Origin of the sequence: Sphingomonas sp. LT1P40 (assembly GCF_036663835.1) — a bacterium.
In the GTDB taxonomy this organism is placed as follows: domain Bacteria; phylum Pseudomonadota; class Alphaproteobacteria; order Sphingomonadales; family Sphingomonadaceae; genus Sphingomonas.
In genome coordinates this window covers 1,338,642-1,350,512 of record NZ_JAXOJT010000001.1, presented here as the reverse complement: position 1 = coordinate 1,350,512, position 11,871 = coordinate 1,338,642, and the positions used below count along the sequence as shown (strand labels likewise).

Below are 11,871 nucleotides of genomic sequence, written 5' to 3'. Positions count from 1 at the left end.
ATGGCATCGCCCGAGATCGAAACCCTCACGCAATCGCTATCGCGCCTGCCCGGGCTTGGCCCGCGTTCGGCACGGCGGGCGGTGCTGCATTTGTTGAAAAAGCGCGAGACGGCGCTCGATCCGCTGCTCGCGGCGCTGACGGCGGTGAGCCAGCGGCTGGCGACCTGTTCGACCTGCGGCAATGTCGACACGACCGATCCGTGCAGCATCTGCGCCGATCCGCGTCGCGACCCGCGTTCGCTGTGCGTCGTGGAGGAAGTGGCGGATTTGTGGGCACTCGATCGATCGCGGCTGTTTCCGGGGCGGTTTCATGTGCTGGGCGGCAAGCTGTCGGCGCTGGACGGGGTGCGGCCGGAGGATCTGGCGATCGACAGTCTGGTCACGCGGGTGGCTGGCGGGGGGATCGACGAGGTGGTGCTGGCGATGAATGCCACGCTGGAGGGGCAGACGACCGCTCACTACATTGCCGAGCGGCTGGAGGGGCATCCGGTGCGGCTGACTCAGCTGGCGCATGGCCTGCCGGTCGGGGGCGAGCTCGACTATCTGGACGAGGGTACATTGGCGCAGGCGTTGCGGGCGCGGCGTCCGGTGGCTTGAAGCTGGCGGCCAGTGGGGCTAAATTGGACCCATGGCCATTCTCCCGATCCTAGAAGTTCCCGATCCGCGACTGAAGCTCGTGTCCACCCCCGTCGACACGGTCGATGACGAACTGCGCGCGCTGATCGCCGATATGTTCGAGACGATGTACGACGCCCCCGGCATCGGGCTGGCCGCGATCCAGGTCGGCGTGCCGAAGCGGGTTGTGGTGATGGATTTGCAGGAGGAAGAGGACGAGGAGGGCAAGCCGGTCAAAAAGCCGCTCGTCTTTATCAACCCCGAAATCCTCGATCCCGCCGGGGACATGAACACTTATCAGGAAGGCTGTCTGTCGGTCCCCGACCAGTTCGCCGATGTCGATCGCCCGGCTACCTGCCGCGTCAAATGGCTGGACGAGAATGGCAAGGCGCATGACGAGGTGTTCACAGGGCTGCTCGCCACCTGCGTGCAGCATGAGATGGATCATCTGGAAGGCATCGTGTTCCTTGACCATCTTTCCCGCCTCAAGCGCCAGATGATTATGAAGAAGCTGGAAAAGGCGCGCCGTCTGGCGGCTTGAGCGGTCAGCGTCCGGCGCTGTTCCATATCTGCGCCGTGCCGATCGCATGCAGCAGTCCGATGACCAGCACGATCGCCGAACTGATCCACAGGAAGGTCGCGCTGCGATCCGGCGAGACGAGCAGAAACGGGCCGAGGATCGCGCGCGCCAGATAGATCGTCGATATCGCCGCCAGCCCGACGCGAAGCAGCGGAAGGCGGCCGATCAGCCCTGCGCCCGAAAAGGCGAACGCGGCCCAGCCGGTCAGTATGAGCACGATGATCGCGGTGTAGATATGCGGCAAGATCAGCCCGCGCTCGACCATGCGTGCCATACGCTCGCCCGCGCCGAAGAAACGGTACCAGTTCGCGCCGCCCACGATGCATCCGGCGTGCAGCAACGCCGCGATCGTGTTCGCAACCCCTGCTGCCATCAGCCATGGATTAAGCGTCGCGCCGGTCATCAGGTAATTCCTCCGCGATCACCGCCGATTTGCCAGCATAACGCAGCTCGCCGCATCGGCAAGATTGAGGCTGTTCTGAACCCGGTGTTCAAACTATGTTCCAGTCTTCGATCACGACATTTCAAGGATGGATGTGGGACTGGAAATCGTCATCGTGGCGTTGATCGCGCTGCTCGCGGGTGCCTTTGCAGGCTGGTTTTTCGGCACGCGTGGTGTCGCCGAAATTCGCGCCGAGCGCGACAAGCGCGAGGGCGATTTCAAGGCGGCGATCATCGATCTGGCAGCCGCTGAGGAGCGTGCGCGCGAGATTCCGGAACTGCGCGAGCAGATCGATTCGATCCGCGACGACCGCGACGTCGCGCGGCTGCAACTCACCGAATTGCGCGCCAAGGCGGAGGGGTTCGAGGAACGCCTCGCCGAGTTCAAGGGTGCCAAGGACGCGATGGCCGGGCAGTTCCGCGAAACCGCCAGCCAGATGCTCGCCGAGACGCAGGAAGCCTTTCTGAAGCGTGCCGAGGATCGCTTCAAGCAGTCGGAGACGACGGCGGGGCAGAATCTGAAGGCATTGCTCCAGCCGGTGAGCGAGCGGCTGCTGCGGTACGAAGAGGGCGTCGCCAAGGTCGAGGCCGAACGGCGCGATGCCTTTGGCGAGTTGAAGGGCCAGATCGAGCAGATGCGGATCGGGCAGGAACGGGTCAGCAGTGAGGCGGCCAAGCTGGTCAATTCGCTGCGCAACGCACCCAAGTCGCGCGGGCGCTGGGGCGAGCAGCAGTTGAAGAACGTTCTGGAGACGTGTGGTCTGTCCGAACACACCGATTTCAACCTGGAAGTGAATGTGGCCGGGGAGGATGGCGGCCGCCTGCGCCCCGACGCGATCGTGCGGGTGCCGGGTGGCAAGGCGCTGGTGATCGATGCCAAGGTGTCGCTGAATGCCTATCAGGATGCGTTCGGCGCGGTGGATGAGGGCGAGCGGCATCTCGGGCTGGCCCGGCATGCTGCGGCAATGAAGGCGCATGTCAACGCATTGGGCAACAAGGCCTATTGGAACCAGTTCGACGACGCGCCGGATTACGTCATCATGTTCGTGCCGGGCGAGCATTTCCTGTCGGCGGCGCTGGAGCATGACCACGCACTGTGGGACTTCGCGTTCGAGAAGCGCGTGCTGCTGGCCACGCCGACCAATTTGATCGCCATCGCGCGGACGGTGGCGGCGGTATGGCGGCAGGAAATGCTGGCGACCGAGGCGCGGCAGATCGGCGCGCTGGGCAAGGAATTGTACGACCGACTGGCCAAGGCGCTGAGCGATTTGCGGGTGGTGGGCAGCGGGCTGAACACTGCAGTGAAGAATTTCAATGCCTTTGCCTCCAGTCTGGAGAGCCGAGCGCTGGTGTCCGCGCGCAAGCTGAAGGATCTGAACATCGACACCGGTGCGCGCGAGATCGAATCGATCCCGCCGGTCGAATTGCTGGCGATCCACACTGAGACGACTGACAAGGAGTCTCCGGCGGAAGCAGCCGAATAAAGTGCCGAAATATCGCCACACCAGCCTGTCGCCACCTTATCTAAAGCGTGTGTGGCTCGAGCTGGCGGGGGGAACGGATCGCGCTGCCTATCCCTGGTGCCTGCCGATGTTTCGCTCGGGTGAGTTCGAGCTGGACTTCGATCGTCCGATCACAATCATCGCCGGTGAGAATGGCGTCGGCAAATCGACATTGCTGGAAGGGTTGGCAGTGCTGGCCGGATTCGATGAATCGGGCGGCGGTCCCGGCTATCGCGCGGTCGACAATTCGCGCGCGCTGGAGCGCGGGGGCGGCACGCTGGCGTCGGGCCTCAAGGCAAGCTGGCTGCCCAAGATCGGACAGGGTTGGTTTTTCCGTGCCGAGAGCTTCTTTTCGGTTGCGCGCTATCTCGACGAAGCCGGGTCACCCTCCGCCGATTTCCTTTCGCACTCTCATGGCGAGGGGTTCATCCGTTTCTTCGAGGAACGCTGCGCCCGACCCGGAATCTTCTTCTTCGACGAACCCGAATCGGCGCTGTCGCCGGTGCGTCAGTTCGAGTTTCTGAAGCTGCTGCGAATGATGCAGGATGGAGGTCAGTCGCAGGCGATCGTCGTCACGCATTCACCGATCCTGATGGCATGTCCCGGCGCACGGCTGCTCGGCATGAGCAAATACGGCATCGAACCGGTCGAACTCGAAGACACCCCGCATTTCCGCATCTATCGCCAGTTCGCGCTCGACCCGCATGGCGTCGTCACCGACATGCTCGAAGCGTGAATTGCGCGCAGGCCGATCAGCGCACCCCGCGCTGGCGGCGCAGCATGATCTGCTTGCCGTCGGGTGCCGTCAGCAGCAGCACATCCGGACGCGGCGACGTGACCTTCAACGGTTGGCGCATGATCGCCCCGAATTCGGCGTCGCGGCGCATCAGATTGGGGAGGCACATTTTGCGCGTTCCGGCCAGCGGCCCGGCGATCAGGCGTCCGCGCTGAATGCGGTACGCGCCGCTGAAGCTGTTGCAACCGGGTGTCGCGCTCAGCCGGTCGGTGTCGAACCGCACTGCGCCCTTACCCAGACGCGGTTCGTTATAGACGCTGCCAATCTGTTGAATGCGCCAGCGCTGACCGGTCAGTTCGGGCAATTCCCACACTTCGCCGCCACAGCCATTGACGGTGCGGCCGCGTGCGATGACCCGGACGGTATCGGCATAGCGGCGGTCGCTCATCCCGTCGCTGCATTCGCGGTTCGTGATTTCGACGGTCAGCCCGCGTGTCACATAGCGCCGTCCGTTGCGGATCGGCTGCACCCGTGGGGTCGGTGCGTTGACCCTGGTATTCCCGTAATCGCCGTCATAGCGCATCTGGCGGCTGTCGATCGTCAGCGTCCAGCCGGGTTCGTTGCCGAGCGCGCGATAGGGGGCGGGGCGCTGTGCCTCAGCAGGTGCGGCAAGCGCCAGCGGCGCGGTGGCGGCGATCAGCAGGGGAACGAGTCGCATCGAAAATCTCCTTTGCATCGGCATATGCCGCCGTCCGGATGAACGGACGCTTGCGAAACGATCGGCCCGAACCGGGCCGTGTGCAAGCAAAAGAAGATGGAGGCCCGAGCCGGAATCGAACCGGCGTGCGAGGATTTGCAGTCCTCTACGTAACCACTCCGCCATCGGGCCTTATGGAGCGAGGGGCGCAGATGCGGCGGGCGGCTATCCATGTCAACCGCGTTTGAGAAAATAGCACCCGCACTCGCTTGGCGTGCGGCGCAGCACAGGATAGAAGCGCGACAGTCCAACTAGTGTATTGCACGACTAAAACAGTTATGCGAAAGCGGAGTGATGATGACCGCAACTGTCGAAGCTACCGGATTTGATGCAGCCCGCCATGCAATGGTGGTGAGCCAGCTACGCACCAGCGGCGTCAGCGACGCGCGCGTGGTTGCGGCGATGGCCGAGGTGGCGCGGGAGGATTTCCTGCCCGAATCGCAGCGTGCGCTTGCGTATCGGGATCGGCCACTGCCGCTGGGTAACGGGCGGTCGCAGAATCCGCCGCTGGCGACCGGGCTGTTGCTGACCGAGGCGGCGATCAAGCCGGGGGACAGCGTATTGGTGATTGGTGTGGCTGGTGGCTATGCCGCAGCAGTTGCGGCGCGGCTGGCGGCGAAGGTGGTGGCGGTCGAGGCGGATGCCGGGCTGGCGGCGTCGGCGCGTGATGCGCTGGGCGATGTCGCGGATGTGGTCGAAGGGCCGCTGGCCGATGGCGCGCTTGCTGGTGCACCCTATGATGTTTTGCTGATCGACGGCGCGGTGGGGCATTTGCCCGCGGCGCTGGCCGAACAGGTGAAGCCGGGCGGGCGCATCGTCACCGGGCTGGTCGATCGCGGCGTGACGCGGCTGGCGTCGGGCGTGCGGACCGAGAGCGGATTTGGGCTCAACGCCTTTATCGATATCGAATGTGCGGTGCTGCCGGGGTTCGACACGCCCCAAGGCTTCAAGTTCTGAGAAAGATGAGTATGCGACTTAGCCATTTCCTTGCCGGGGTTAGTGCCGCCGGACTGACGCTGCCCGCCCTGGCGCAAACTGCGCCGCCGGTAGTTGCACCCGCACCCGCGCCGACCGAGACGCTGCGCGAGGCGATGGTCAAAGCCTATGGCACCAACCCCGATCTGTTCGCCGAACGCGCCAATTTGCGCGCGACCGATGAGAATGTGCCGATCGCGCGGTCGGCGGGGCTGCCGGGAGTGAACTCGACGGGTGCCTATTCCGAAAATCTTTATGACAGCGATGGTGGGGTCGGGCCGGTGCGGCAGGGCAGCGCGGGCGTCAATCTGAGCGTACCCGTGTTCAGCGGCGGATCGGTGCGCAATTCGGTCCGCGCGGCGGAAACGCGGGTTGAGGCGGGCCGTGCGGGTCTGCGCAGTGCCGAGACGCAATTGTTCACCGATGTCGTCGCCGCCTATCTCGACGTGATCCGCGATGAGGCAATCGTCGGTCTGAACCAGCAGAATGTCCGCGTGCTGGAGGTCAACCTTCAGGCGACGCGCGACCGGTTCGAGGTCGGCGACCTGACCCGCACCGACGTGGCGCAGTCGGAAGCGCGGCTGGCGCTGTCGCAGAGCCAGTTGCGGGGGGCCGAGGCGTCGCTGATCGGCAGCCGTGAGAATTATATCCGTGTCGTCGGCACGCCGCCGGGGACGCTGGCACCGCCACCGGCATTGCCGAACCTTCCGGCCAGCCCGACCCAGGCGGTCGAGGTGGCACTGGCGGAGAATCCGTCGCTGGACGCGGCGCAAAAGGCGCGCGATGCCACGGTGTTCGACGTCAATGTCGCACGCGCCAGCCGCCTGCCACAGGTCAGCGTCGGTGTGGGCGGCGATTATTATAATCGCTTCGGATCGATCAGCGGTCCCGGCCAGCTGGCCGGGCTACGCAATGACGGGTTCGCCAGCACGGCAGGCGTCAACCTGACTCTGCCACTGTTTCAGGGCGGCCGTCCGGCGGCGCAGGTTCGTCAGGCACAGGCGCGGCAATCGGCGGCGATCGAGCAAGTGACATCGACCGAACGCGGCGTGATCGCGCAGACGCGGTCGGCCTATGCGTTCTGGCAATCGGCACAGCGCGTGATTGAGAGCAGCGCGCTGGCGGTCAGCGCGAATCGCTTGAGCCTGGAGGGTGTGCGCGCGGAGAACAGTGTCGGCACGCGCACGATCCTCGACATATTGAACGCCGAACAGGAGTTGCTGAACTCGCAGGTGCAACTCGTGACCGCCGAGCGTGACGCTTATGTGGCCGGCTTCGCGGTGCTGGCGGCAATGGGCCGGGCGGAGGCCGGCGATCTGGGGCTGGACGGCGGGCCGCTCTACGATCCGCTCACCAATTACAACCGCGTTCGCCGCAGCGTGTCCGACTGGCGCGACGGGCCGACGCCGGAGGCGGAAGCGACGCGCACGGTCGATTCGCCCGCGCAGACGCCAGCAGTCTCCGGGGTCGTTTCGGGTCCAGTCGATCCGCGAACACCACGCTGAACGGTTGACAGACACCCGGTTAATCCGACAGGTGGCGCATCTTTTATCCCTAACGGGGAATGACGACATGGGGGACGTCAGTAACGAACCGTCGATGGAGGACATTTTGTCGTCCATCAAACGGATCATCGCCGAAGAAGGCGAGGGCGGGGTGGGGAGCCGTGCGCGTCGTCCTGCGCGAGCGCCAGCGCCCGTGGCGGTCGAGGATGACGAGATTCTCGAATTGAGCGAACCCGCTCCGTCCGAACCCGCCCAGCCGGTCGCTGCCGATCCGCATCCGGTTGCCGTGCCGCGCGGCCCGGTCGAATCGATCCTGTCCGCCACCACGGCTGAGGCTTCGCGCGGGCCGCTGGAGCAGCTGTCGCGCATGATCGTGAAGCCGGAGGTCGCGGGCAGCGACACGCTGGAGGGCATGGTGCGCGAAATGCTTCGCCCGATGCTGCGCGACTGGCTCGACGCCAATCTGCCGCGGATGGTGGAGGATATGGTGCAGCGCGAGATCACGCGGATCACCGGGCGTAACGGGTGATCTTGTTTTGCCCGTCTTGCCCGTTAAGGGCAGGGCATGAGCGAGCTTCCAAAGACCTTCGACCCGGCTGAAATCGAATCGCGCTGGTATGCGCATTGGGAGGCGAATGGGCTGTTCCGCCCTGATCGCCCCGGTGCGGAGCCGTGGACGATCGTCAATCCGCCGCCGAACGTCACCGGTTCGCTGCATATTGGCCATGCGCTCGACAACACGTTGCAGGACATATTGGTCCGGCATGCCCGGTTGCAGGGCAAGGATGCGCGCTGGGTCGTCGGCATGGATCATGCCGGGATCGCGACGCAGATGGTGGTCGAGCGGCAGCTGAACGAGCGCCAGCAGAAGCGCACCGACTTCACCCGCGAGGAATTCGTGGCGAAGGTGTGGGAGTGGAAGGCCGAGAGCGGCGGCGCGATCACCGGCCAGCTGCGGCGGCTGGGCTGTTCGATGGACTGGGCGGACGAGCGCTTCACGATGGATGAGGGCTTTTCCAAGGCTGTCCTGAAAGTGTTCGTCGAGCTGCACAAGCAGGGGTTGCTGTATCGCGACAAACGGCTGGTGAACTGGGACCCGGGTCTGGGTACGGCGATTTCGGACCTTGAGGTCGAGACGCGCGAGATCAAGGGCAGCTTCTGGCATCTGCAATATCCGCTGGCAGATGGGAGCGGGTTCATCCGGGTGGCGACGACGCGGCCGGAGACGATGCTGGCCGATATGGCGGTCGCGGTGCATCCGACCGACGAGCGTTATGCGGCGCTGGTCGGCAAGCAGGTGCGTCTGCCGATCACCGGGCGGCTGATCCCGATCGTCACCGACGAGCATGCCGATCCGGAACTGGGCTCGGGCGCGGTGAAGATCACGCCGGGGCATGACTTCAACGATTTCGAGGTCGGGCGGCGCGCGGGGATCGAGGCGCGCGACATGCTCAACATGCTGGATGCCAAGGCGACCATCGTGCAAACCGCCGATGGGTTGATCCCGGCGGAGCTGCTGGGACTATCGACCGCCGATGCGCGCAAGGCGGTGGTCGAATGGCTGAAGGCCGATGGCTTCCTGATCCCGCATGTCGACAAGGACGGCGTGGAGCATGACGCCGAGCCGCGCACGATCCAGACGCCCTATGGCGACCGGTCGGGCGTGGTGATCGAGCCGTGGCTGACCGATCAATGGTATGTCGATGCCGCGACGCTGGCGAAACCGGCGATCGAGGCGGTGCGGTCGGGCGCGACCAAGGTTGTACCGAAGAGCTGGGAAAAGACGTATTTCAACTGGATGGAGAATATCCAGCCATGGTGCGTGTCGCGGCAATTGTGGTGGGGGCACCGGATTCCGGCTTGGTTCGCTGAGGATGGCAGCATCTATGTTGCTGAATCCGAGGCGGAAGCGCAGGCGCAGGCAGGCGAAGGCGTTGCGCTGACGCAGGATTCAGACGTCCTCGATACTTGGTTCTCCTCCGCGCTCTGGCCTTTCGCGACGCTGGGCTGGCCGGAAAACACCGACGCCAGCCTAGGTGGTCGCTATCCAAACGACGTCCTGATTTCCGGCTTCGACATCCTGTTTTTCTGGGATGCGCGGATGATGATGCAGGGACTGCACTTCATGAAGCAGGTGCCGTTCAAGACGCTGTATCTGCACGGCCTGGTCCGCGCCGCCGATGGTGCGAAGATGTCGAAGTCGAAGGGCAATACGGTCGATCCGCTGGGGCTGATCGACAAGTACGGCGCGGATGCGCTGCGTTTCTTCATGGCGGCGATGGAGAGTCAGGGCCGCGACATCAAGATGGATGAGAAGCGGGTCGAGGGCTATCGCAACTTCGCGACGAAGCTGTGGAACGCGGCGCGCTTTGCCCAGTCGAACGGGATTACCGCAAGCGAGCATATCGAGCCGCCAGTGGCGACGCTGGCGGTCAACAAATGGATCATCGCGGAGACGGTCGCGGCGGTGCAGGCGGTCGATCTGGCGCTGGCCGATTTGCGCTTCGATGGCGCGGCGAACACGATTTATCAGTTCACCTGGAGCCGGTTCTGCGACTGGTATCTGGAGTTGATCAAGCCGGTCATTCAGGGCGAGGGCGGCGTGCCAGCGACCGGTGCGGCGGCGGATGAAACGCGGCGGGTCGCGGGCTGGGTGCTGGACCAGATTCTAGTGCTGCTGCACCCGTTCATGCCGTTCATCACCGAGGAACTGTGGACCGGGCTGGGCGATCGTGCGGACTACCCGCTGATCACCGCGAAATGGCCAATGGCGGATGCGCGGGCGTTGGATCCGGAGGCGGTGAAGGAGATCGATTGGCTGATCCGGCTGGTGAGCGAGATTCGAGCGGCGCGTGCCGAACTCGGGATTGCGCCTTCCATAAAAATGCAGCTTCATGTTTACAGCGACGATGCGTCACTCCGCGATCGAATGGATCGAAATGCGGACGTATTGCACCGTCTCGCGCGTCTGGATCGCACGCATTTCAGCCGCCATGTCGGCATGTTGACGCCAGATGGTGGCACAGGGGCAGAAGGTCCGGCAATTACGATTGTCGTGGATGGCGTCAGCTATAAGCTCCCCCTCGAAGGCGTCATCGACCTCGACGCCGAACGCACGCGCCTGACCAAAGCAATCGCGGCAGCGGAGAAAGAACGGGACAGCCTCAACAGCCGCCTGTCCAACCCGGCCTTTGCCGAAAAGGCCAAGCCCGAAGCGGTGGAAAAAGCCCGCGCCGACCATGCCGAGAAATCGGCGGAGGCAGCGCGGTTGCAGGCTGCACTCGGGCGGTTAGGCTAGACCGATACCGCCGCCCGCCGCCCGCCGCGACCTGACGACAGGGCCGATCAGTCGGACGCTGTTGCTGTTCGCGCTGCCGACGCTGGGCTCGAACATCCTGCAGTCGCTCAACGGGTCGATCAATTCGATCTGGGTCGGGCGGTTTCTGGGTGAGCAGGCGCTGGCGGCGACGAGCAACGCCAACATCATCATGTTCCTCATGTTCTCGGCGGTGTTCGGGTTCGGGATGGCGGCGACAATCCTGATCGGGCAATCGGTCGGGCGCGGCGATATCGATGGCGCGCGGCGGGCGTTCGGGTCGGCGATTGGCTTGGTGACGGGCGGGGCAGTGGTGATCGCGGCGCTGGGCTGGCTGTTCACGCCACAGATTCTGGACCTGTTGGCGACACCCGGCGAAGCGAAGGGGCTGGCGCAGGATTATCTGCGGGTAATCTTCCTCGGCCTGCCGTTCGCCATGTTTGGCGTGCTGATCCAGATGGGCCTGCGCGGCGCAGGCGATTCGGTCACGCCCTTGTGGTTCATGGTGCTGAGCGTCGTCGTCGATTCGGTGTTCAACCCGTTGTTGATCGCGGGCATCGGGCCGTTTCCGCGCATGGGGATTGCGGGGTCGGCGACCGCGACGCTCATCGCGGGGATCGTCTCGTCGCTTGGGCTGCTGGCCTATGTTTATCGGCGCGACTTGCCGATCCGGCTGCGCGGGGCGGAGTTGCGATACCTGCTGCCCGAGCGCGCGCTGGTCCGCACGATCGTGGCCAAGGGGCTGCCGATGGGTGCGCAGATGCTGGTGATGTCGGTGTCGGGCCTGTCGATGGTCGGACTCGTCAACCGGCTGGGCGTCGATACCGCCGCCGCCTATGCCGTGTCGCAGCAATTATGGACCTATATCCAGATGCCGGCGATGGCGATCGGCGTCGCGGTGTCGAGCATGGCGGCACAGAATATCGGCGCGGGGCGATGGGACCGGGTCGGCGCGATCACGCGGGCGGGGATCGTCTATAACACCGCGATCACGGTGTCGGTGATCGTGCTCATCATCCTGTTCGACCGGCCGGTGATGGCGCTGTTCGTTGGGGCGGACAGCGCCGCGATCCCGATCGCGCGGCATATTCAGCTGATCGCCAGCTGGACCTTCGTGATGTTTGGCGCGACGATGGTGATGTTTTCAACGGTGCGGGCGAATGGCGCGACGATCGCGCCGCTGCTGATCCTGGCCTTCACCTTGTTCCCGATCCGGATCGGGTTTGCGGTGGTTGGACCGCGCTGGTTCGGTGGCGATGCGCTGTGGTTCGCGTTTCCGCTGAGCTCGGCGGTCGCGCTGGCACTGGCCGCACTCTATTATCGCTATGGGCGCTGGCGCGCCGCTGTCCTTGCGGTGCCGCCGGAACCCGAGGATGCGGCGGAGCATGCGCATGGCACCGCCGAACCCGCCGGGCGCTTGCAACCCACCGGTTGAGGGGGCATC

General features: G+C 64.7%; 11 protein-coding genes and 1 tRNA gene. 9 read left to right on the top strand and 3 right to left on the bottom strand.

Annotation, left to right across the window (positions count from 1 at the left end; all coding sequences use genetic code 11):
• Together recR and def are read left to right on the top strand one after the other, a co-directional pair.
• Complete coding sequence (gene recR / locus U1702_RS06545) at positions 1–597, top strand: recombination mediator RecR (protein ID WP_332723120.1); 597 nt, start codon at positions 1–3, stop codon at positions 595–597.
• Between the two features lie 31 nt (positions 598–628).
• Entirely contained in the window at positions 629–1,156 is a 528-nt protein-coding gene (gene def / locus U1702_RS06540; RefSeq protein ID WP_332723118.1) for a peptide deformylase, read from the top strand.
• A gap of 4 nt (positions 1,157–1,160) precedes the next feature.
• On the opposite strand, the gene U1702_RS06535 is transcribed toward def, so the two are convergent.
• The gene (locus tag U1702_RS06535) at positions 1,161–1,598 is read right to left on the bottom strand and encodes a hypothetical protein (RefSeq protein WP_332723116.1); all 438 of its coding nucleotides are present in this window, start codon (positions 1,596–1,598) and stop codon (positions 1,161–1,163) included.
• A 127-nt stretch (positions 1,599–1,725) separates the two neighbouring features.
• On the opposite strand from U1702_RS06535, the gene U1702_RS06530 reads away from it, so the two are divergent.
• Positions 1,726–3,120, top strand: coding sequence for a DNA recombination protein RmuC (locus U1702_RS06530; RefSeq protein WP_332723114.1), 1,395 nt, complete (start codon positions 1,726–1,728; stop codon positions 3,118–3,120).
• 106 nt (positions 3,121–3,226) lie between these two features.
• Complete coding sequence (locus tag U1702_RS06525) at positions 3,227–3,874, top strand: AAA family ATPase (RefSeq protein WP_332723112.1); 648 nt, start codon at positions 3,227–3,229, stop codon at positions 3,872–3,874.
• Positions 3,875–3,890: 16 nt separating this feature from the next.
• On the opposite strand, the gene U1702_RS06520 is transcribed toward U1702_RS06525, so the two are convergent.
• Positions 3,891–4,592: an META domain-containing protein gene (locus U1702_RS06520; RefSeq protein ID WP_332723110.1), complete on the bottom strand. Its 702-nt coding sequence runs from the start codon at positions 4,590–4,592 to the stop codon at positions 3,891–3,893.
• Positions 4,593–4,689: 97 nt separating this feature from the next.
• A tRNA-Cys gene (locus tag U1702_RS06515) sits at positions 4,690–4,763 on the bottom strand.
• Positions 4,764–4,925: 162 nt separating this feature from the next.
• Between U1702_RS06515 and U1702_RS06510 the strand changes: the two genes are divergently transcribed.
• The 5 genes from U1702_RS06510 (at position 4,926) to U1702_RS06490 (ending at position 11,862) form a co-directional block, all read left to right on the top strand.
• Complete coding sequence (locus tag U1702_RS06510; protein ID WP_332723108.1) at positions 4,926–5,588, top strand: protein-L-isoaspartate O-methyltransferase family protein; 663 nt, start codon at positions 4,926–4,928, stop codon at positions 5,586–5,588.
• An 11-nt stretch (positions 5,589–5,599) separates the two neighbouring features.
• The gene (locus U1702_RS06505; protein ID WP_332724611.1) at positions 5,600–7,111 is read left to right on the top strand and encodes a TolC family outer membrane protein; all 1,512 of its coding nucleotides are present in this window, start codon (positions 5,600–5,602) and stop codon (positions 7,109–7,111) included.
• 67 nt (positions 7,112–7,178) lie between these two features.
• Positions 7,179–7,640 carry a DUF2497 domain-containing protein gene (locus U1702_RS06500; protein WP_332723106.1) on the top strand — a complete coding sequence of 154 codons (462 nt, stop codon included), beginning with the start codon at positions 7,179–7,181 and terminating at the stop codon, positions 7,638–7,640.
• 36 nt (positions 7,641–7,676) lie between these two features.
• Complete coding sequence (locus U1702_RS06495; RefSeq protein WP_332723104.1) at positions 7,677–10,409, top strand: valine--tRNA ligase; 2,733 nt, start codon at positions 7,677–7,679, stop codon at positions 10,407–10,409.
• Positions 10,410–10,470: 61 nt separating this feature from the next.
• On the top strand, positions 10,471–11,862 hold the full coding sequence (locus U1702_RS06490) for an MATE family efflux transporter (protein WP_503623846.1): 1,392 nt from the start codon (positions 10,471–10,473) through the stop codon (positions 11,860–11,862).
• The last annotated feature ends 9 nt before the right edge of the window (positions 11,863–11,871 follow it).